This is a genomic window from Aureimonas ureilytica DSM 18598 = NBRC 106430, assembly GCF_000382705.1.
Classification (GTDB): domain Bacteria; phylum Pseudomonadota; class Alphaproteobacteria; order Rhizobiales; family Rhizobiaceae; genus Aureimonas; species Aureimonas ureilytica.
Genome location: NZ_ARQE01000015.1, coordinates 1 through 19509, shown reverse-complemented (window position 1 = coordinate 19509; position 19509 = coordinate 1). Strand labels below are relative to the sequence as shown.

Annotated in this window: 20 protein-coding genes; 4 read left to right on the top strand and 16 right to left on the bottom strand. The window is 61.4% G+C overall.

Annotated features, from left to right (window positions below; genetic code table 11):
* Nucleotides 1–24 precede the first annotated feature (24 nt).
* The 7 genes from B146_RS27005 to traA form a co-directional block, all read right to left on the bottom strand.
* Entirely contained in the window at nucleotides 25–1263 is a 1239-nt protein-coding gene (locus B146_RS27005) for a type IV pilus twitching motility protein PilT (RefSeq protein ID WP_019998594.1), read from the bottom strand.
* Nucleotides 1260–2186, bottom strand: a complete 927-nt coding sequence (locus B146_RS0121720; RefSeq protein ID WP_019998593.1) for a type IV secretory system conjugative DNA transfer family protein — start codon at nucleotides 2184–2186, stop codon at nucleotides 1260–1262. The genes B146_RS27005 and B146_RS0121720 overlap by 4 nt, the downstream gene beginning before the upstream one ends.
* Nucleotides 2183–2683, bottom strand: a complete 501-nt coding sequence (locus B146_RS0121715) for a DotD/TraH family lipoprotein (RefSeq protein WP_019998592.1) — start codon at nucleotides 2681–2683, stop codon at nucleotides 2183–2185. The genes B146_RS0121720 and B146_RS0121715 overlap by 4 nt, the downstream gene beginning before the upstream one ends.
* Before the next feature lie 246 nt (nucleotides 2684–2929).
* On the bottom strand, nucleotides 2930–4363 hold the full coding sequence (locus B146_RS30215) for a Fic/DOC family protein (RefSeq protein WP_019998591.1): 1434 nt from the start codon (nucleotides 4361–4363) through the stop codon (nucleotides 2930–2932).
* Nucleotides 4364–4405: 42 nt separating this feature from the next.
* Nucleotides 4406–4618 carry a hypothetical protein gene (locus tag B146_RS30210; protein ID WP_019998590.1) on the bottom strand — a complete coding sequence of 71 codons (213 nt, stop codon included), beginning with the start codon at nucleotides 4616–4618 and terminating at the stop codon, nucleotides 4406–4408.
* Between the two features lie 5 nt (nucleotides 4619–4623).
* Entirely contained in the window at nucleotides 4624–4830 is a 207-nt protein-coding gene (locus B146_RS0121705; RefSeq protein ID WP_019998589.1) for an antitoxin VbhA family protein, read from the bottom strand.
* A gap of 121 nt (nucleotides 4831–4951) precedes the next feature.
* Nucleotides 4952–8824, bottom strand: coding sequence for a Ti-type conjugative transfer relaxase TraA (gene traA / locus B146_RS28025; protein ID WP_162141962.1), 3873 nt, complete (start codon nucleotides 8822–8824; stop codon nucleotides 4952–4954).
* A gap of 326 nt (nucleotides 8825–9150) precedes the next feature.
* Between traA and B146_RS26990 the strand changes: the two genes are divergently transcribed.
* Genes B146_RS26990 through B146_RS0121690 form a run of 3 tightly spaced genes read left to right on the top strand, consistent with a single transcriptional unit; the run spans nucleotide 9151 to nucleotide 11364 of the window.
* A complete protein-coding gene (locus B146_RS26990; protein WP_026358844.1) occupies nucleotides 9151–9411 on the top strand; it encodes a TraC family protein in 261 nt (86 codons plus the stop codon).
* The gene (locus tag B146_RS28610; protein ID WP_407638566.1) at nucleotides 9383–9658 is read left to right on the top strand and encodes a conjugal transfer protein TraD; all 276 of its coding nucleotides are present in this window, start codon (nucleotides 9383–9385) and stop codon (nucleotides 9656–9658) included. Before B146_RS26990 ends, B146_RS28610 begins: the two co-directional genes overlap by 29 nt.
* The gene (locus tag B146_RS0121690; RefSeq protein ID WP_019998584.1) at nucleotides 9655–11364 is read left to right on the top strand and encodes a type IV secretion system DNA-binding domain-containing protein; all 1710 of its coding nucleotides are present in this window, start codon (nucleotides 9655–9657) and stop codon (nucleotides 11362–11364) included. The genes B146_RS28610 and B146_RS0121690 overlap by 4 nt, the downstream gene beginning before the upstream one ends.
* Nucleotides 11365–11546: 182 nt before the next feature.
* Here the strand turns inward: B146_RS0121690 and B146_RS0121685 are convergent, their stop codons facing one another.
* Nucleotides 11547–12386, bottom strand: a complete 840-nt coding sequence (locus B146_RS0121685; protein WP_244498267.1) for a helix-turn-helix domain-containing protein — start codon at nucleotides 12384–12386, stop codon at nucleotides 11547–11549.
* 934 nt (nucleotides 12387–13320) lie between these two features.
* Nucleotides 13321–13479, bottom strand: coding sequence for a hypothetical protein (locus tag B146_RS29195; RefSeq protein ID WP_155897645.1), 159 nt, complete (start codon nucleotides 13477–13479; stop codon nucleotides 13321–13323).
* 257 nt (nucleotides 13480–13736) lie between these two features.
* Between B146_RS29195 and B146_RS0121675 the strand changes: the two genes are divergently transcribed.
* The gene (locus B146_RS0121675; RefSeq protein WP_019998581.1) at nucleotides 13737–13934 is read left to right on the top strand and encodes a hypothetical protein; all 198 of its coding nucleotides are present in this window, start codon (nucleotides 13737–13739) and stop codon (nucleotides 13932–13934) included.
* 39 nt (nucleotides 13935–13973) lie between these two features.
* Here the strand turns inward: B146_RS0121675 and B146_RS0121670 are convergent, their stop codons facing one another.
* From B146_RS0121670 to B146_RS0121640, 7 genes are all read right to left on the bottom strand, one after another.
* Complete coding sequence (locus B146_RS0121670) at nucleotides 13974–14279, bottom strand: single-stranded DNA-binding protein (RefSeq protein WP_019998580.1); 306 nt, start codon at nucleotides 14277–14279, stop codon at nucleotides 13974–13976.
* A gap of 602 nt (nucleotides 14280–14881) precedes the next feature.
* A complete protein-coding gene (locus B146_RS0121665; RefSeq protein ID WP_019998579.1) occupies nucleotides 14882–15385 on the bottom strand; it encodes a hypothetical protein in 504 nt (167 codons plus the stop codon).
* A 454-nt stretch (nucleotides 15386–15839) separates the two neighbouring features.
* A complete protein-coding gene (locus tag B146_RS29190) occupies nucleotides 15840–15980 on the bottom strand; it encodes a hypothetical protein (RefSeq protein WP_019998578.1) in 141 nt (46 codons plus the stop codon).
* Nucleotides 15981–16065: 85 nt separating this feature from the next.
* The gene (locus tag B146_RS0121655; RefSeq protein ID WP_155897644.1) at nucleotides 16066–16323 is read right to left on the bottom strand and encodes a hypothetical protein; all 258 of its coding nucleotides are present in this window, start codon (nucleotides 16321–16323) and stop codon (nucleotides 16066–16068) included.
* 667 nt (nucleotides 16324–16990) lie between these two features.
* Complete coding sequence (locus tag B146_RS0121650; protein ID WP_019998576.1) at nucleotides 16991–17392, bottom strand: hypothetical protein; 402 nt, start codon at nucleotides 17390–17392, stop codon at nucleotides 16991–16993.
* Nucleotides 17393–17842: 450 nt separating this feature from the next.
* The gene (locus tag B146_RS0121645; RefSeq protein ID WP_155897643.1) at nucleotides 17843–18205 is read right to left on the bottom strand and encodes a hypothetical protein; all 363 of its coding nucleotides are present in this window, start codon (nucleotides 18203–18205) and stop codon (nucleotides 17843–17845) included.
* A 71-nt stretch (nucleotides 18206–18276) separates the two neighbouring features.
* A protein-coding gene (locus B146_RS0121640) for an IS3 family transposase (RefSeq protein ID WP_155897544.1) occupies nucleotides 18277–19445 on the bottom strand; the annotation gives its coding sequence in 2 pieces (ribosomal slippage) (nucleotides 18277–19181 and nucleotides 19181–19445; 1170 coding nt in all).
* Between the last annotated feature and the right edge of the window lie 64 nt (nucleotides 19446–19509).

Below are 19509 nucleotides of genomic sequence, written 5' to 3'. Positions count from 1 at the left end.
CGCGTTTTCGATCCCGGCTTTTCCTCATGCCTCGGACACCCCCTCTAGCGTGGTCTGACGGCGGTTGCGCGGCGCGAAGCGGCGAGCTTCGCGATCGGTAATCCGTCCTTCTTTGACGAGATCCTGCGCCGATCGCCAAAGCGGCTTGGCAAGGACACCTTCAGGCGTCCGCTCCATCAGGTCCGAGACGATCCCGGTCCAGGCCGTGACCGGCGTCGAGGTGAAGCGGTCGCGCACGTCGTCATCGAAGCGAAGGTATTCGCGCACGGCCACGCGGTCCTTGTTGTTGCCCGTGCGGACAAGGTGCTGCACGACGACGAGCTGCAGCGAGGTGATGAGATCGAAGGCGCGGCCCTCCCGCTCCTCGGGCGGGAACACGGAGGCCATGCGTCGGAGCGCTTCGGCCACGCTGCCGGCATGGGTCGTGGTGTTGACGAGGTGGCCGGTCAGGCACGCCTCGATCGCGGCCGACATCGTCTCTCGGTCGCGGGCCTCGCCGACGTTGATGATCTGCGGCGCGCGGCGCATGGCCGACCGGATGCCATCGGCAAACGTCGGCAGGTTGCGGCCCTCGCCGATCTCGCTCTGACCGATCATCGAGGCCATCTCGTCGTTCTCATCGAGGAGATCGGCATAGGTGAACTCGATCGGCGCCTGGAAGTCGGCGATCTTGATCCCGCGCTTGTTCTCCAGGTGCATCCGGGTGATCGCGGCCATGGTCGTGGACTTGCCCTGGCCGGTGGCGCCGGCGATGACGACGATGCCCGATCGATGGTCGAGGTGATCGCGAAGCTCCGGCTCGAGGCGAACGGTGTCGAGCGTCGGGGTCTTGTTGGGCAGGCCGCGAAGCGTGATCTCGATCGCGTTCGTGCCGTCACGCATGATGGGCGTGGCGTTGACCCGGTATCCCTGCCGCGTTTGGCGGTCCACACGGACCTCGAAGCGGAAGTCCAGCGCTCGGCCCTGTCGAAGGATGGAAGCCGCGTCCGTGCCTTTCCAGAGTCGCGAGAGGATGGCCACGATCTCGGCCGACGAAACGTGTTTCCTCGTTCCGCAGTACCAGCCGCCATTGATCTGGATGCGGGGTCTGGCATCGCTCTGCAGGGTGATGTCGGAGGCGCCGCGCATGACGGCACCAACCGCGAATGTGTCGAACACGGCTTCGCCACCGGTGTCGTAGCGTCCTGGCTCCAGCTTGAGGACCGGAACATAGGTGGCGCCTGGATCGAACGGGGAGGTATCGAACAGCCGCGTGTCGATCATTTCCCGTCGAACTTCCGCGTGACGGGCTTCCACTGCTTGGGATCGCGCACGAAGGTCGCGGCGTCCACGATGTGAACCGTGCGCTCGCCGATGAACAGTTCGTTCGGCGCCGTGGAGGCGCGGCGCTCGTCCCAGCGCACGGCCAGCTCCTTGATGAGCCCGGCGTCGACCAGGCGGCGGTACTCGACCATGCCGAGATAGTCGCGGCGCAGGTCGTTCATGGCGGCCTTCAAGGCGTCGTCGGCCATGCCCTCGCCGACCTTCCAGCCTTCAGCGAGATAGGCGTCGAAGATTTTGCGCTCGTCGTCGTCCTGGGGCAGGAACTCGATGTCGGGCTCGTTGGGCTGCTCCAGCGCCAGGACGAGATAGTCGCGCCAGGTGGGCACGACGCCGACCAGGCGCCCGGGCTGCTCGATCCGGTAATACTCGTCGGCCGCGACGCTCTTGGTGCCGGTGTCGTTGATCTGCAGCGCGGCCGTGCCGCGCGTCACGATCGGGGGCACGACAAACCCGGCCTCTTTCGGCGTGACGTAGACCACACGGTTGAAGTTGAAGGCTTCCGAAAGGCGGCCGTTTTCCACCTCGAGCTGGCGCATGATGTCGTAGGCGCGGCGATAGTAGCCCGCCTGGGAGGCGTAGGCGGTCGCGGCGTCGCGCAGAACCTCGTGGCGGATCTTCTCGACCTCGGTCGTGGCGTATTTGCCGGAGCGGGCGCGCTTGGAGAAGGAGGCGAAGTCGAGAGGGGCAGGGCCCTTGGCCAGGAGATCGTTGTTGCCGACGATCGGCGGGGCGCCGGTGTGCGCCGGCACATGGATCTCGATGTCGTCGGCCGACGTCTTCTGGCTTCCACCGACCTTGGTGGTCTGGCAGCCGGCGAGCATGGTGGAGGCGGCGAGGACCGCGAGGAGGATGGGCGATCTCATAGGGTCGTGTCATCCTGATGCGGGACAGGGCTCGCCTCGGGCCGTTTGTAACGGATGGTCATGACCCGGGTGTTCTGGTCGATCGTCAGCGTGGCGCGGGTGCGCGCTTGGGCAAAGCCCTCGCGCAGCAAGCCGATGGCGGTGAGGTCCGCCTGATTGACCGCGACGGCGATCGGAGCGCCCGGCTTCTCGCCGGAGGCTGCAACGCGATAGCCGGTCAGCTTAGCGATGCGTTGGGTGAGGTCCTCGACGGTCCCATTCCAGCGGCTATCGACCAGGCGAAAGAGTTCGTCGCTGGGGTAGTTCGGGACGAGCTGGACGGCTTCGGCGTTGTAGCCGGCGAGGGCGCCGCGGCGGGCGGCATACGCCTTCTGGTCCTCGGTGAAGGCAGTCTGCTGGGCGATATAGCCCGAAATGCCCGTTAGATCGGGTGGGGGGGCCTTGGCACATCCCGCGAACGGGAGGCAGAGGGCAACGATGATGGCGATCTCCCGCACGATCGGGCTCCCCCTGAATTAACCACGTTGATTCTTACTACTATACCGAGTTTGAACCTCAATTAGCTTTGGAACATCGCCTGTGGCTGTTGCTCTGAGGGCACACGAAAAAAGCCCGTAAAATCGGGTTCAGGAGTGCTGCGCGCCCGAAGGTCTGCATTGCAAAAGATCAGAGAAGGCGAGGCCTGGCACTCGTCTAACGATCTCGCCAGCTTTTGGACCGGCGGGTCGAGCTTCTCGGTCCGGCTACACGCTGGGGCCGATATCGATCGATTTAGATGTGCTGATTTCGATGGTCGCCTCGCGAACGGCTGAACGATGAGAGGTCAACGAGGCCTCGCGGACGGCACTATCCACTGTCGCCACGACCGCGACGATACTGGCCTTCTTCTCCTCGGATATGCCGGGGATGCGATCAACGGCGTCCGGCACGGTCATCCGAGCGTTGACGGCCTGGCGCCACTCTCTGACTTCCGTGAAGGCTTCCTTGCTCATCGCGTTCACGGCTAGATCGTGAGCAGGTTCCTTCTCCAAGCGCTTCATAGCAGCGGCCTGGGTGAGATCCTGCACCACACTGATAGCTGCGGCTGACAGCGCCGGTATTGGAAGGGACATTTCCTGGCGCCAAGCGATCTCGGTCTGGCGAACGTGCGGTTCCAGCCGTTCGGCTGCATCGAGCATGTTGCGCAACGCTGCGGTGAACAGCGGTACGCGATCCAAAGCCGATTGCCGTTCTGGATCGGGGTTTCCGAATAGGGTCTTCCCTCCAATCAAATCGCCGTAGGTCTGGGGAGACGCTTCGAAAGAGGCAAGGATGGATGCGGTCTGTGCGGGATTGGTCGCGATCGCTCCTTGGACCTTCGCAAGCACAGCCTCAGGATCTTTCCAGGCATGTCCGGCGTGAAGCGCGGCGTCCTGCAGGAACATGGTGACGGATGGATGCGTCGCCACGACCTGCGATACGGTTTGCTCGACCGTCTGAGGCCAGTTCGTGACGGCAGGGATAAACGCCTCGCTTGTTCCGATCGCGCGCTCTATCGTGGCGATCACCGGCAGTTCGAATTTTGATGATACCGGGACAGTCACAGTGCCGTCGGCCTCGATGATCGCAGGCAGATCCTGGCGCGGGATGACGATAAGACCGATTTCGGTGATGAGAGCGGGCGAGGGGCTCTCGGCCGCCAAAAGGGTGCCGACGACGGTTTCACCCGGGCGCGCTGTTCTGATGTTGAAGTCGTCGGGGCTGGCGCTCTGAAGGGCGAGATCGGCGATGGCGGCCCGAAGGGCTTCGCGGCGGCCTGCATCAACGGCGTCCTCCATGAGATGTCTCATGGCGGGCGCTTTGGGATCATTGAACGTCTCGACCGAGGCTTCGATCATCCGCGTCTTCGTGATGACCGAAAAGTCGACCTCGTGCCCGGCGTAAACGCCGAGTGCCTGAATGAAGGCTTCCTGGGTGCGGCCATTCCCCTCGCGGAACGGATGGACGTAGTTGAGTTCGCCAAGAACTTCGCCCGCCTTCGCTGCAAAGGTCTCGACGGATGCACCCTTCAACGCCTCGATGTCCCGAATCGGTTCGAAGGCTGCGGTAAGCCCCATCTCGATGCGCGAGCCCGGCAGGAACGCATACCCGCCTTTCGAGAGCGACCCGATCGGCTCGACGCGCTCACCGTTGACCACGGGCCTCTCATTTCGCGTGTGCCCGGCCCATTCGTACACATCTTAGAAGATGTGGCGGTGAAGGGCTTTGAGATGATCCGCATCGAAGGAGCCACGGGGTCCCTGGCCGAGACTAAGCTCGATCTGGCGAATGTCCGTCGAAGCGTACTCGGCCTCTCGCAACTCGGCGCCCGAGCGGATCTCAAACTTGTTCCGCAGGACGTTCTGGCGATCGGGATCGTTGCTCTCGTTGGGATATGTGTAGGAACCCGCCATGACGATCAGACCGGTCTGAAGCGTGCCAGCGTTTGCTCCCGCAGCTCGTCCAGTGTGATTTCACCCTTGGCGTAGCGCGCCTTGGCATCTTCCAGCGCCTGGTCATGCACATACCCCTGGCGCCGATTGGCGGCGCGTGCCTGATCGATCGCTTTTAACCGGCGGGCACGCTCGCTTTCGCTGATGGGCACGATGCTGTGTTCCGAGCTCATGGTCGTAGTCCTTTCATCGTAAGGCGAATGAGGTTCAGTGAGAGGAGCCTCGATCGCATGGGCAGCAATGCCCACACAGTCCCTGTCTCTCGCTCTCAGTTCCACAGGCCGGTGCGGCAACTTAGATGCTGATGTCGAGGTCACGGGCGACGCTGATATGAAGGCTTCGCTCGCGCGCGACCTCCAGCTTCCGCGTGTTGTCCGCTTCCTTCAATGCGGTCTCGACACTGGCGGCGGCAGAGCGGATCTCGCTTGCCTGCTGCGTCGTGAGTTCCGGTATATGCTTCAGCGCATCAGGCACGGCCAAGCGCTCATCCAACTCCTTGCGCCAAGCCACGACCTCCGCCAGCGCCTCCTTACGTCCGATCGCCTGGAGAGCGATCTGGTGCGCGGGCTCTCGGTCAGGTCGTTTCATGCCATTGGCCGAGACCAAGGCTTCCACGATCTGAGTGGCCTCGGCCGAGAGGGTCAGCATGGGCTTTGCCATGAGCTCACGCCATTGCGTTTCCTTGGCCATGACGGAGGGTCGTAGGAGTTCTGCGGTCTCTTTAAGATCGCTGACGGACTGCGCGAAGACCTGAGCGGAGTCGAGTGCCTTCTGGCGCGCCGAATCCGGTCGCAGCAACAGCGTGCGGCCCCCATTGAGTTCACCGTAGCGAGATGGGTCGCGGACCAGTTCGTCGAGCACCACGCGTCGCTCTTCTCCTTGCGATGGAAGAGCTGCCTGAACGAGGGAAAGGGCCGTGTCCGGTTGCCGCCAGATGATGCCAGCCAGCTCGCGGGCGACCGTTTGAAAACTCGCGACACGGGGATGAGCGTCGAGGGTCATTTGGACCGATTGTTCGATCGACACAGGCCAATGGGTGACGGCCGGTATGAACGGCAACGTGGCTTCCGCGCGGACACTGGTGGGCATCGCCGAAGGCTGCGCCGGCTCGATCGGATCAGCCGTCTGAATGACACGCGCGACGGTCTTCTCATACTCCGCAAGCGTTGCGGCGGCGGCTCGCTCTTCTCGATAACTCGTATCGATCGAGCGCGCCGTTTCGAGGAGACCGAGTTCCCAGGCAGCACGAGAAACGGCATGAACGCTGATCCAGTTTTCGTGCAAAGCGCTCCGTGTCTCATCGGACAGATGGGCCAGACGCGGATCGTGCAAGACCACTTCGACACTGCGTCCGATGGCGACAACGACCGAGGGCGATACAACGTCCGAGACCCGCTCTGCGTAGTCGCGAAGCTGCGTCGATGTCCGCATCAAGGTCAGCTCATTCTCCGCGGAGCGGAACGCGGAACGCCGGGCCAAGCCTTCATGGTTCATCGCTGCGGAGTGCTGCTGGACATGATCGAGGCGATGGATGGCTGTCAGCAATTCGGGATCTGGAGCCAGCCTCGAAAGCCTTGTTTCGGTCCGGTGGAGAAGGGCATCAGGAATGATGATCCGCTCACCGGCCTCGGGCGCACGCGCGCGATTTAGCACCTCGGCCGCGAACTGTCGGACCGAATGCAGCACATCCACCGGATCCGGCAGACCGCGCTCCTCCAAGAAGGCCCGGAACCTCACGAGGAGACCTTCAGGCACCGGCGCGATCGCGCGCTCGGCTTCCAGGGCTTTGCGCGCTTCGATGTAGTCCAGGGTCGTCCTGTAATCGATCGATGTGTCCTTCAGCTTGTCGGTCGCAAGGCGCTCCATAGCGTCAGCGACGGTCGCCAGCTTGGCCGCGCCAGGGCGCGTGAAGGATTCCAGCGGGACGTGCATCGTCACCTCTTCCCGGTGACGAGAAAGAGCAACGTAGGTGAGCTGAGCATCCATCATACCGCCGGCCACAACATGAACGCGATCGACCGTCGCGCCCTGTGATTTGTGAATAGTGGTGGCGTAGCCGTGATCGATGTTGTTGTAGCCGCCAGGAGCGATTTCGACCGGGCTGGAGTGATCGGCAACCGCGACAAACATCGAAGAACCGGTGAAGCTTTCGACGTATCCAATCGTACCGTTTCTCAGACCGAGAGACCGATCGTTGTCGAGGAAGAGGACGCGATCTCCAACGGCAAATTCCCGCATACCACGAGCTGTGCGGATCTGCTTGCCTTCGCTCAAACCTCCATCGGCCTGGATCGCGGAACGAGCCAAGGTGTTGAGGTCCAGAACGTCCTGATTGGTATGCGCGAGCATGAGAACATCGACGTTGGCGCGCCAGTCGTGATGCCAACCCTGGACCGCTGCATTGAGAGCGTCATCGCGTCGATCGTGCGGGCGGAACGTGTCGTTCCCGTTGTAGATGTTCAAGGCGGACTTGGCATCTCCAGCGCCGAACAGCACGCTAGCCTCGGCGTGGTCCGCTCGCTCCTGGCGACGAACCTCGGTCAGTTCGACATACCCGACTTCGGAAGCGATCGAGCGGAACGCGGCCCCTGCTTCGATGGGTTGGAGCTGCCGCGCATCTCCGACCATGATGACCTTGGCCCCAAAACTATCGAGACGCTCCAGCATCCGCTCCATTTGGGCGGATGCGACCATTCCCGCCTCGTCGATAACGAAGACATCACCAGCGCGAAGGTGGTCGTTTTCATGCGACCATGCGTGTTCCCAGGAAGCCAGGGTCCGGCTGCTGATGCCCGAAGATTCCTGCAGATTATCGGCAGCCTTGCCCGCCAATGCAGCGCCATGGACCGCGACGCCTTCTGCGCGATAGACCTCGTTGACCGCTCGAAGCACGGTCGACTTTCCCGCGCCCGCAATACCGACCATCGTAGAGATGCCCTCATCACGAGTGAGACGATCGATCGCTGCTCGCTGCTCCGGCGAATAGTCAAATCCCTGTGTGACCTGCGCACGCTCGACCGCCGCTGTTTTGCGCTCGCTATCGACGCCAAAGGAGAGATCAGAGGCACGATGCTGGACGATTTCCAGCATATGGGCTTCCCGCTCCAGAACAGCGGTGGTGGTGAAACGCTCGCGTTGAACGACGCGGTTTGTTTCGGGATCATGGATCTGTGCCTGGATAGTTACGAGCTCTGGAAGAGCCCCTACGCGGCGGCGCAGGGATGCAAAGTCGTCGCCCTTGCCCGCATACCGATGGATGAAACGGGCGACATCCCGCGTGTCGAAAGTCGACTGGTCCCGGGTGATGTGTTCGAGGACCAGAGATGGATTTGCGACGAGAGCTTGAAAGTTGCGAGCCCTGATCTCGAGGTCTGCGCGGACATGCTCATCGTGAGCACGGACAGACCCGATATGATGGACCAGCCCATGATGCGTGGTGGGTTCTAGAACGTCGATGCCGCGATCCTTAAAGGACCGATGGTCGACGGTGATTTCATGTCCGGCTTCAGCCAGTGCGACGTTGATTGAGGCGGCCCATGCTTCTCGGTGAGCATAAAGCTCACCCTTCGATCCAGCCCATCTCGCATAAGCAATCGCGCCCTTATCGGATCGGATCAGCTCACCATCTGCATCTACGAGGGCAACGGTCTTTGAGCCGAAGCCGGTGTCGGTCAAAGGGCGTACAGTCGACATGATGTGAGCGTGTGGATTGTGCTGCTTGTCCTCCGGGGCATGGTAAGCCCAATCCACCACACGTCCATGCTCGGTGTAATTCACCCGGACGAACTCGCGGACAAGATCGATGTTTTGAGCTTCGGTAAGTTCTCGCGGGAGAGCCACAATGAGGTCGATAGCGTATTTCGCATCTGAGCGTTTTTCGCTGGTCTCGACAGTGTTCCAAAGCGCTGCGGAAGCCGCGACAGCGGCACTTCCTTCAAGCCGATGACCTTGAGGATCGGTAAAGCCAAGCTTCTCCCGGATCCAGCCCGGCGCGTCAGAAGGGATGGCGAGTTCGGAGTGTACGCCACCGACCTTGTTCGAGAAGTCAGTCGACCGGCCAGTTGCCTCGCTGACCATGATGGCAGCGTGGCGGTAGGCAGCCGAAGCCACGGCGGACTTACCGCTTCCTCCCGAGATCACTGATTGGCGAAAACTGTAGATCGCCACGAACCCAATCCATACCCAAATCGCTCACCAGCGACCCCTTGGAAAGACCTACAAACNCTGTTGCGAAACGCAACAGCTAAATGCGCAGTCTGATAAATCAGCCTGATGCTCGTGCGGTCGCAAAGCGACCTCTTCAACGAGCAGGGTCGCTACGCTCCGGATGGCCGGAAAAGGAGCAGGTGAGACAGGCGGATGAGGCAAGAAAGGCTGGGGAGGGGCCTCTCCCGTCAACCAAAGTCACCGATAAATCTTGGCAACATCGATGGCTTGTGGTCGATAGGAACCCGAATGTAGGTCACTAACGACCACGAAAGGAGCCGTTGAGCATGCGCAGTCCCAAGACGAAAGCCGAAGGTCCGCAGACTAAATCTGCCATCCTGCGAAAGCAGATGGACGACCTGAAGGCTGAGCTTAAACGTGTGGAAGTTGAGGAGGAGGCCTCGTTCGGTCGCATGGCGCGCAGGGCAGGGCTGTTCGAACTTAACGTCCCTGAAAAGGAACTGCGCGAGGCGGTCGCAGCACTGGTGGAGTCGTTTCGCGCGAAGGGCCTTCACCGAGATGACGGCGCAGCGTCTTCGCCGACGTAAGCTGCGCGGGAAGATGGTGGAGCTTCAAAGGGCCTTGCGTCGGCAGACCGCGACACCCGCCGCCGATGCGCGCCGAAAAGACGCTCGAGAGAAGATCGAACTTGGCGGTCTCGTCGTGAAGGCGGGTCTACGTGAAGCCGATAAGGCGTTTCTGCTTGGCGTCCTTCTGGACGCTGCAGAACGCCAGTCAGATGGTGAATTCAAAGCGGGAATGATCGCGCGAGGACGCAAGGGGTTCAGCTCATGATCCGCAAGACACCGACGCCGACAATCGGGTGGGCTTTCGCAGCCCTGGCCGCCGGTATCATTGGCATGATCGGCATGTGGGCATGGCGGTTCGGGAACACGCTCTGGGGTCTCGACAACGGTGTCATCATGGAGCTGGGATGGCGGGACGCGACCTACTGCCTATGGCCTTGGGACGCTCTTCAGTGTCGGGAGCTTTTCCGCATCAACGGTTATTCGAACTTCCGAAAAATCAACGAATACCAGGTGTGGGTGTTTGCTCCGTTGGTGATTGGCCTGGGGTTCTTCGCCTATGGAGTCTACGAAAGGTGGCTCCGTCCCAGATGGCGCATCATCCTCGCCGGTCCGACCGTATCGGATTACAGAGGACTGATCGCTGCGAGCAAAGCGGAACTGTCGAAAGGCGGCCTTCCGATGTATGGCGAGTGGACGATTTCCGACCTTCGTGCGTTGAACGGGATGATCGTTTTCGGCGGGCAGGGTAGCGGCAAGACCAACCTTCTGCGTCATCTCCTGAAGTCGATAACAGAGGTGGGCGATCGGAAGATCGTTTATGGATATAAGTCGCACGTCTACGCACTTATGCCGCGCGAACAACCGACTTCGATGGACCCTCAAGGCAATGGAATTCTGATCAATCCCGCCGACGAGCGTTCGTGGGTTTGGGCTGTGGCGCGGGACGTTCGCACTCGTGCGGACTGCATCAATCTGGCGAAGCACCTGATCAAGAATCCGGAGTATATCTATTTCGAACAGGCGGGCCAGGGTGTGGCCGCTGTCGTCATTATCATGTTGCATTCGCGCATGCCCGGTGAGTGGACTTGGAGCGATCTCTTCGACGCCTTCACTGCGCCGAAGGAGACGTTGGCGGAATGGGCGCAGGAGTATCACCCCTCAGCGCTGACCTACATCAACGCCGACGAGAGGCAGTGGTCGAGCACGCGAACCGGCATCCAGAACGCGATCAACAATTTTGAACTTCTGAGCATTGCGTGGGGTGACTACACGGGTCGTAAGCTCGTCTCGATCCACGAGTTCATGCAGGGTAATAGCTTGCCGAAGACGATCGTCCTTGGCCACAGCGGACGGTTCGACGAGATTTCGGGATCGTGGATCGCGGCCTTCTATACGATCGCCTGCAAGTCCGTGTTCCACGAGAATTTCAAGCAGCCCATCGGCCAAAGGACATGGTTCATTCTGGATGAGTTCGCTCGTTTGGCGAAGATCGACGGGATCGAGGAGCTGGTCAGCGCAGGTCGTGAGCGCGGCGCGCCGGTGGTGCTAGGATTGCAGGATTTCCATGCCGTGGAGAAGGTCTATGGGCCGGAGGCTTTCAAGACCTGGATGTCTTCGATTCAGACCAAAGTGATCTGCCGGACGGAGCCCGGCGAGACGGCATCCTGGCTCATGAAGATCCTTGGATCGACGCGCATCAAAGAGCTCAGGACGAAGCCAGCGCCTGGGGGTGGGAACATGCGCGAATGGCACGAATACGAGGATAACGCTCTTCGCGAATCCGAGATGTCATCGGAGCTGGGTGTTGTCAAAGACAAGGGGACATGGGTGGTTGTTCTCGGCTATGGACGTGATCTCTATCGCGTGCTGGTGCCGTTCGTCGACCGAACCGAGGTGCGTCCCGGCTACGTTGAGGCTGAATGGATCAGAGAAACGTCGCCGCCGCAGCGCAGACAGGAAACGGCCGAATAGAACCGCTTCTAAAAGGACCATATCGTTCGGAAACGGTCGCCTTGGGCGGCCGTTTTTTTTCCGCCACCATGCAAGCCTATGGAGCGCATCCGCGGCTGGGGCGTGCGTGATTTCGAGCGGAAGCCGCAGTTCGCTTTTCAGCGAACATGTAAGGCCGAATATAGGTCAATGGAGGGCTCGGCTTAGGTCGAGAAGGGACGGAATTTCCCCCTTTCTTCACTCCTAAGCCTTTCACGAGGCGCGAAGCGGCTCGTGTCCGTTGTTCCTTTAAGAGAAGATATTGGTGTCTGGTTTTTGGGTGACATTAGTGTCCTACCCTGAAAACCAGCCACAACGCCTTCGAAGGGCCGAAGGACTGCGGAAGGCGTTTCCGCGAGCCAGCGTGCGAGCCCCTTGGCGCTTTCGAAGAAAGGCACGGCGAGCTCGGTCACGGTGATGACGAGACCGATGTGCATCCCGTTTCGGTTCGTGCGGATCTCGGACTGGATGTACCCGTACCGGATCAGGTCATCGAGGTAGCGGCGAATGGTGCGCGTGGAACGCGCCATGATGTTGGCGGCCGTGCCTTTGGTGATGATGGTCTCGCGGCTCTTGCCGCAGCGTGCGCGCAGCACCTGCAGGAACGCCTTGGCGTTCGGCGTCAGGCGATCATCGCGTGCAGCGGTGGTCGCCATGGCGGGCGCGTACTGGCGGCTCTCGTTGGGCGTCGGACGCGTCGAGCGGGGACGACATTCCTTGGGCTTTCGCGGAGTGCAGGGGTCGCGCGGTTGCGCGCCGACGAGCCGTGGCGGCGAAGTCGGTGGAGCGCCGATCGCAGCCGATCGGCGCGTCGCTTCCGTGCGCGAGATCAAACCCGCGGCGTGGTCCCGCCAGATCGCTGCGCGGGCGAGGAAATTGGGGTGTGGCACATCGTTCTGCTGCGTCAGTGACGCGAACAGGTCAGAGGCAGGTCCCGTACCGGTGTTGAAGGCACGCGCCACCGTTCGCATGCTGCTAAGCACACGATCTCGTTCCGCCGACATGAGCTCTCCTTGAAAAAGGGCAAAGCAAAGCCGTGGCGGGAAGCCGCATTTTTTCTTGACGAAGAGATTCGGAAGGCCTAATTCTGGCGTTGTCACACGATCACAGAATGAGGCTCCGGCGGCTCCCGCTTCGGGGCCTTTTTCTTTGCCTATGGCGTCTCCGCACTTGTTGAAGCTATGGAAGTCATACGGCGTCCGATCTCAGACCCGCCGCATCTTCCGGTGTGAGTATATCAAGATCGGTCTTTGCCATAAGCAGTCGAAGGGCTTCCGATCTCGATGCGAGGTTGAGCCGGTATTTCAGCCGGTCGAGTGCGGCTAACTCGTCCTCGAAAAATACAGCTTCCATGGACCGCATGCCGATCTGGCGACGGCGCGCTCGGCTAGCAGCCACTGACGTAGCTGAAGTTTTTGGATTCATGATTCCGACTCGCTCCTCCCAACTAGTAGAACGCTGGAGCATTCCGGGTGTGAACGCGAGTCTGAATCGTTGAAGACGACATAAAGTCGTTGAAGAACCGTTTTTAACCGCAGCGAACGTCGTTCCCGAAGGAATGGACGATTGCCGATCCCGTAGAGGAGAACGAACGCGCAAGCCCATCCCTCCCTTCTGATTGGCGAGATCAGTGGTGCCGCAGAGCGACCCTCGCAGCGTCAGCAACAAGGTAAGCATCTCGCACTGGATGCCCAGGCGCAGCCTAACCCGTGGACGCGTAAGCGCCGGATGGTTTGTTCTGCCAATGAACCTCACTTTGCGCAGAAGACAAAGCTTTCCCGTGGCGATTTCATCGCATTCAGATTGACGATGGGAGGCGAGAGGAGGTATGAGAGAGGTAGGTGATAATCTCTCTATCAGGTCCCATCAGCCTGCAAGCCGCTGGGTCCAGGTTCCTTCTCAAGCCCTATCGCGATGCTATCGCGGTGGGGCTTTTCCTTATGTGATCTCTCTCGTGTTGGAGTTGCCGTATCGGGAACGCGGCTTGGCCGTCTCCTTGATGTTATGTTCGCGCCGGAACTGCTCCAGCAGCACCTGCATGGCGCTGTGCTGGTTGGGCAATCCGTTCGCAATCATGAAGCGGCGGAGGATCTGCATATGCTCCTCACGCACATAAAATCTGCGGCTCGTCTCGCCTGCGGCGAGGCGGCGTTCATGGTGTTCGAAGACAGCCTGTGCGCTCGACCTACGCTGAGGCATGAGCCCTAACTCCATGTTTAGATACTAAACAGCCGATTCTTGGCTGCGGGTTTTCACTGTTAGACACGTATTCCGAACGTGAGGAAAGAGGTACGATCCCACTTTAGCGATCCGACCGTGAAAGGAATCGGCCAGATCAGAAAGGATTATCGACCATGACGGACGACATGGGGAACGCCGAGTTGATCCGGACTGTCGAAAGCCACCTGTCCGAGGAAGCGGCGAAAATCTTCCGGAACGCTCTAGAAGCCAATGAATTCAGAGCTCTATGGGCTTTGGGCGGCTTGAGCGAGGCTTACGCGAAGCAGGAGCGAGCGATCAGTGCCGGCTACAGAAGGTGGCGTTCATCCTAAAATCGGATAGCGAGCCCGAAGGCTCGCTATTTCTGGTTCTCAGAGCTTGTTGAAGAGGGTGGCGATCACATCCACGTCGAACTGACGGTCATCGCCCTCGCCGTAGGAGGACTGAGCGACGCGGGCCTCGATGTAGACCGAGTCGCCTTTCTTGACGTTCTCCGCGATCCACTCGCGCTGGGCTTGGTCGAAGACCGTGACCGGAACCCAGTCGGTGCGCTCTTTGCGCTGGCCGTCGTCGCCGGTCCAAGAGCGGTTGGTTGCGACGGAGACCTTGATGCAGCCGTTGAAGACCTTGATGGAGCCGACGTTGCCGAGAAGGGTGAAGCGGTTGACCGAGCGCATGGGGTTCTCCTGTGTTGCGCGTTTCGATGCCCTCGCCAGCCAGCGCCGGGTCGCGCGGTCAGCCTGAATTGCGGAGGGTCCGCCCCGCAGGGGTGGAAACCGTCATTCTGGTTGACCGCATAGCGGCCCAAGCGGGCAAGACCGGGCATCTTCGGAAACGGGCATCAGGAAGGCCCTTGGTCGGTGTGGTGTTGGTCTCCCTTCGGAATCATGTCGGATCGCGTCGCGGTCGGGCTGTATCATGGCTCCGATCGCCGGCATTGGTAGGAGGTGGGCGGCCTCAGCGCGGCGCGCGGCGGTTCCGGATGTGGGCTTCGTCAGGCTCCGGGTCGGATGCCGGCAGCATGAAGGGGCGGGAGCGCTGCGATGCTCGCTGGACGGGTTCAGCGGTGATGGCGTGAAGCGCTTCGCCAGGATGATCGCACTGATCAAGCGCGCTCTGGTGCCGAACGGCGGCCATTGGGCTCGCCGATGAAAGCCGCCGGCGCGAGCCGGCGTCCTTTTTGTCTCGCAAAAGGCGAGACCTTCGGCGGCACGATCCGGTCGATCCGGTCGTGCCGCTGTGCGACGGTTAGAAAGCAGCGGGCAAAGCCCGCTGCTTTCTAACCGTCGCGGCGAACGGGAGCGAACTGGATTTCCTGGGCTGTGATTTCGATCCCGGTCTCTTCCCATAGCGTTTTGAGGGCATCGTAGAAGCGATCCAGTTCGCGAAGCGGGATGCGAGTGACGATCGGCATGTTGTCGTGAAGCGGCAGCCAGCGTCCGAAAGGTGCAATGCGGAACTCGTCAGTTGCTCTGTCGATGACGAGGTGATCGCCGAGATGGATGGGAGCTTCGTGAAACGTCGCTAGGTCGAAGGTCAGGGTCGCCATCAGCAACTCGTCCTCCAAGACCGTTTCGCGAGCGGCTTCGTCTACGGCCTCATCGAAGGCGCGCTGCGCGTCGATGACATTGGTGATGGTCTTGCAGATGGCCTTCAACTCGCCAAGGGCACGATTGTGATAATCGCGAGCAACGGGGTGCGCGGTGAACATCAGGGAGACTGTGAGGTACTGGACTGCGAAATTGACGGCGGTCCGCAGCTTCTCGTAATCGTTGAGGGTCATATCGAAGCTCCTTCATCTTGAATGACGGAGTTCGGCCACACTGAAGTCCCGAGTGGTCAAGGACCGCGCGAGCGGCCGCCAGCGGCGGCGAGCGGGGGAGCCGATTTTCTCGCGGCGCAGCGGCGCGAAAATTGGGGGGACCGCGATGTCCTTGAGGACGGAGGGACGGGTGTAGAATACCCGAAGTCAGAGAGAGGTAGCCCCGGCCCCAAAGGGGACGGGTCCGTATGGATGGCGCTGAGGGTATGCGGCAAGCTGAGGTTTCTCGGCGGCGAGACGTGGGCACCGAGCCCTAGCCCCCTCGTGGCTTCGGGCCGAAGCTGTGGAGCGGCTGAGGCTTGGCGAGGCGAAGCCGAGCGCGTGAGGGATCCAAACCCGAAGGGCCAAGACCCTTCGGGCTTGGGAAGCGACAGCGACTAGAGCCCGACCCCTAGGGGCACGCCCATGTCGTTCGTCAGAGCTTCACGATGGCGACGATCGCGATCGTGAACAGCAGGCCGATAACGGCAGTCCCAACGATCTGTCGGTTCACGGCAGCCTTGATGCGCGCATCGGAACGGGCGTTGATGGCTTCGAGATCCTTGATGGAAACCATGACCGTCTCCGCAAACGTTTGGCGCCGAATTGAGGGAAGGCGGCGCCGGGGGTAGAAGCCCGCGGATGCGGGCTTCCGAAGCTCGTCAGAGCTTCATGGCAGCGATGATGATGGCAGCAAAGGCCACGGCCGTCGCGACGGTCCAGACGATCTGGCGGTTGACGGCCGCTTCGATGCGCGCGTCGGAGCGGGCGTTGATGGCTTCGAGGTCCTTGAGAGAGGCCATGTCTTTCTCCGCGTTGTCGTAGGCGTCGGCGAGTTCCTGTGCGAGGTCGTCGGCTTTGCCTTGGTCGATGCCGGCAGTCTTGAGCGCCCTGGCGATCTTGAGCCCGTCGATCTTCACGTTCGCCTCCAATCTAGGGGTTTGAGCTTGCGGGGCCAATCCCCGCAGCCACCCGATCAGCCGAGGCGGGGCTGTCCAGCATCGCCGGCGGAGCCGGGGACCGGAACGAAGAGGAGGACCGCGCAGCGGTTGCGGACGGCTTTGTCTCGGCTAGGGTCGGCTGCTTTCTGGGATTGGTTCGGCGGGCTCGGCCGCGATGGCGGGCGAGAGGAGGCGGGCTCGGGATGGCTTGGCGCTGGATTGGCATCCACCCGGGCCGGGCGAGGGCGCGAGGCGAGCCATGCGGCGTGGGGAAACCGGAAGGGCCGGTAAGGGGAAGCATCAGCTCGCAGCCGGGGCTGACAGGTGAGTGCCTGCAAGGCGCATCAGTGGACACGGGTCTCGCTCTCGGCCTTCGTACCCGGTCCGAGGCCGCGAAGCGGCGAGTGGCCCGGGAGAGGTGATAGGGGTTTGGGGAAAGGGGGGGAGGGAACCGTCCCTCTTTCCCCATGGGAGGGAGTTTGAGGGAGGGGCTTGCCCCTTCCCTCATGGGTGAGCTCGAGGGGGGGCCTCGCCCCCTTTCGTCAGACCTGGCGGTCGGTCAATCCGACCGTGGGGCCCATGTCTCCACGGCCCGGAAGGGACGCGTCAGAAAGGGAGGCGGCCAAGGCCGCCTCCCTTCGAAGGCTCAAGCCTTCCGAACTGGACGCACCCGCACGTAGCGCGAGATGAAGCGCAAATCGCATTCCTTGTGGAGCTGAATGAGGAGATCGCGAAGCCCTTCGAGATCGCCGGCATTCAGTGTCGTATCCCGGTAGTTTTCGTCCGGCAGAAACTCACCGTCCTCCAACTCCTCCTCGACGATCCGGTCGGGCAGCAGGCTGGTAGTCTGGTGCCGGAGCCATTCGGCTTCATACTGATTGTCCTCATCATCGCTGCTGATTAGAGAGACGAGCTGCTTCAGTACGCGCTCCAGCCCTTCGTGCGCTTCGCGTGCGAGAGCGCCCGAGCAGGCGTCGCGGCGCGCGGCCACCTCAGGCTGGATGCGCTTGATGTTCGAGAGCAGAGCGGATGCGTTGAAATCAGACATGATGTTCTCCTTTCGCTGACGAAAGGAGTCCACGCTGTAGGCCAGAGGGGTCAGGGATCGTCGCAGACGACCGGCAGAGCCGGCGAGCGGGGGAGCCGATTTTCTCGGCCCTTGAGCCGTGAAAATTGGGGGAACCGCGATGTCCTTGACGCCGGATGGCCTGGCGTAAAATAGCCAAGTCAGAGAGAGAGACCCCGGCCCCGAAGGGGACGGGTCCATATGGATGCTGCTCGTCGTCTCGGCCGGTCGCAGGTCCTGATCCGACCATGCGTATGGAGCACCAGAGTCATCCTTTCTGGTCCTTTCGAAGCGGGAATGGATGGCGGCCTTTGCCGCCAGCGTGAGGGATCGCAACCCGAAGGGCCGAGACCCCATTGGGGGGCTCGGGGAGCGTCAGCGACTAGAGCCCGACCCGAAGGGGCACGCCCGGTCTTCATCGCGTTGGTTGGATCAGCGCCCGATCGTGGCAGAACCGACGACGATCTCTCCGATCGCCTCTTGTTCCTTGGCCGACAGTTTGAGGGCTTTTTCCGCTCGTTCGTATCGTTCGATTGTCTTCTTCCCTGTCATGTAGGCATCGGGCTCCCATCCCATCTGTTTGCTGGCAGCGTTGTCGAGATGGAAGCTGTTGAGATCGAGCGAGGCGCACTCGGCAAATTTCCGTGCGGAGAGTTTGCCGCGATACGCCTTCCAACAGTCTTTGCTGGCTGCGTTAAGGCCCAACATGCCGCTCTCTCCGTAGGTTTTCTGGAAGATTGCAGCACCTCGCTTTGCACCTTGCCGGGCCTCGCTGAGGCTGTCGGCTTGCGCCACTTGGGCACTTGATAGGGAGGCTGCTGCGAGGATGGTGATGGCCTGCCCCCATTAGGTGGCCCGGTTCAATTCTAATGCATGGTAGGCTTGGCGACCACGGTTGAGGTGGCCGGCGAAGCGGGTTGGGGCAGCGCAGCCGGCCATGGCGCGGCGGCGGGTGCCGGTGGACGGTAGCCAAGCGAGGAATGCGGTCGCTTCGTGTTGTAGTGCTGGCGCCAGCCCTCGATGACGATCCGGGCCTCGGCGAGGCTGTAGAAGATCTCGCCGTTCAGAAGTTCGTCCCGGAGCTTGGAGTTGAAGCTTTCACAGTAGCCGTTCTCCCAAGGCGAGCCCGGTTCGATGAACGCAGTCCTGGCGCCGACCGCCGTGATCCAGTCGCGCACCGCCTTGGCGATGAACTCGGGACCGTTGTCGGAGCGAACGTGCCCCGGCACGCCGCGCACGATGAAGAGGTCCGACAACACGTCGATAACGTCGGTGGATTTCAGCTTGCGGTCGATCCGGATACACAGGCATTCGCGGGTGAACTCGTCGATCAGATTGAGCATGCGGAACTTGCGACCGTTGTGGGTTCGGCCCTCGACGAAGTCATAGGACCACACGTGGTTCGCCCGCTCTGGCCGAAGCCGAACGCACGAGCCGTCGTTCAGCCAAAGTCGCCCTCGCTTGGGCTGCCTGGCCGGCACCTTCAGACCTTCCTGCCGCCAGATCCGCTCGACACGCTTCACGTTGACCAGCCATCCGGCATCCCGCAGCAGGGCCGCGATCCGACGGTAGCCGTAGCGTCCATACTGTCTCGCCAACTCGATGATGTCGGCCGTCAGCGCCGCATCGTCAGCTCGTCCCTTCGGCGCCTTGCGCTGTGTTGATCGGTGCTGCCCCAGGACCCGGCACGCCAAACGCTCCTTTACGCCATGCTTCTTCATGACGTGTTCGATGCATTGGCGACGGCGGGCGGGGCTCACCAGTTTCCCGAGGCGGCCTCTTTCAGGATCAGCTTCTCCAGCGTCAGGTCGGACACGGCCTTACGCAACCGCTCGTTCTCCTTCTCGAGGTCCTTCAGACGCTTCACCTGGTCGGACTTCAGCCCACCGAACTCTTTCCGCCACCGGTAGTAGGTGAACGGCGTCACGCTGATCGTGCGGATCGCTTCCGCCACCGGGCGACCCTGCGAAAGCAGGACGTCAACCTGCCTCAGCTTGGCGACAATCTCTTCCGGCTTGTGCTTCTTCTGTCCCATTCTCATGTCCTCCAGCGGCTCAAAAGCCTACTTCAGGGAGGGCCACTTTTCAGGGGGCAGACCA

What these genes read in the sequence shown, in the direction of transcription:
- B146_RS0121665 (WP_019998579.1), bottom strand. Translation starts at nt 15,385, where the DNA reads ATGACCCTCAACGATTACGAGAAGCTGCGGACCGCCGTCAATTTCGCA.
- B146_RS0121705 (WP_019998589.1), bottom strand. Translation starts at nt 4,830, where the DNA reads ATGAGCTCGGAACACAGCATCGTGCCCATCAGCGAAAGCGAGCGTGCC.
- B146_RS29190 (WP_019998578.1), bottom strand. Translation starts at nt 15,980, where the DNA reads ATGGTTTCCATCAAGGATCTCGAAGCCATCAACGCCCGTTCCGATGCG.
- B146_RS26990 (WP_026358844.1), top strand. Translation starts at nt 9,151, where the DNA reads ATGCGCAGTCCCAAGACGAAAGCCGAAGGTCCGCAGACTAAATCTGCC.
- B146_RS29195 (WP_155897645.1), bottom strand. Translation starts at nt 13,479, where the DNA reads ATGCAGATCCTCCGCCGCTTCATGATTGCGAACGGATTGCCCAACCAG.
- B146_RS0121670 (WP_019998580.1), bottom strand. Translation starts at nt 14,279, where the DNA reads ATGCGCTCGGTCAACCGCTTCACCCTTCTCGGCAACGTCGGCTCCATC.
- B146_RS0121685 (WP_244498267.1), bottom strand. Translation starts at nt 12,386, where the DNA reads ATGTCGGCGGAACGAGATCGTGTGCTTAGCAGCATGCGAACGGTGGCG.
- B146_RS28610 (WP_407638566.1), top strand. Translation starts at nt 9,383, where the DNA reads ATGACGGCGCAGCGTCTTCGCCGACGTAAGCTGCGCGGGAAGATGGTG.
- B146_RS0121675 (WP_019998581.1), top strand. Translation starts at nt 13,737, where the DNA reads ATGACGGACGACATGGGGAACGCCGAGTTGATCCGGACTGTCGAAAGC.
- B146_RS0121690 (WP_019998584.1), top strand. Translation starts at nt 9,655, where the DNA reads ATGATCCGCAAGACACCGACGCCGACAATCGGGTGGGCTTTCGCAGCC.
- B146_RS0121720 (WP_019998593.1), bottom strand. Translation starts at nt 2,186, where the DNA reads ATGAGATCGCCCATCCTCCTCGCGGTCCTCGCCGCCTCCACCATGCTC.
- B146_RS30210 (WP_019998590.1), bottom strand. Translation starts at nt 4,618, where the DNA reads ATGGCGGGTTCCTACACATATCCCAACGAGAGCAACGATCCCGATCGC.
- B146_RS27005 (WP_019998594.1), bottom strand. Translation starts at nt 1,263, where the DNA reads ATGATCGACACGCGGCTGTTCGATACCTCCCCGTTCGATCCAGGCGCC.
- B146_RS0121650 (WP_019998576.1), bottom strand. Translation starts at nt 17,392, where the DNA reads ATGTCTGATTTCAACGCATCCGCTCTGCTCTCGAACATCAAGCGCATC.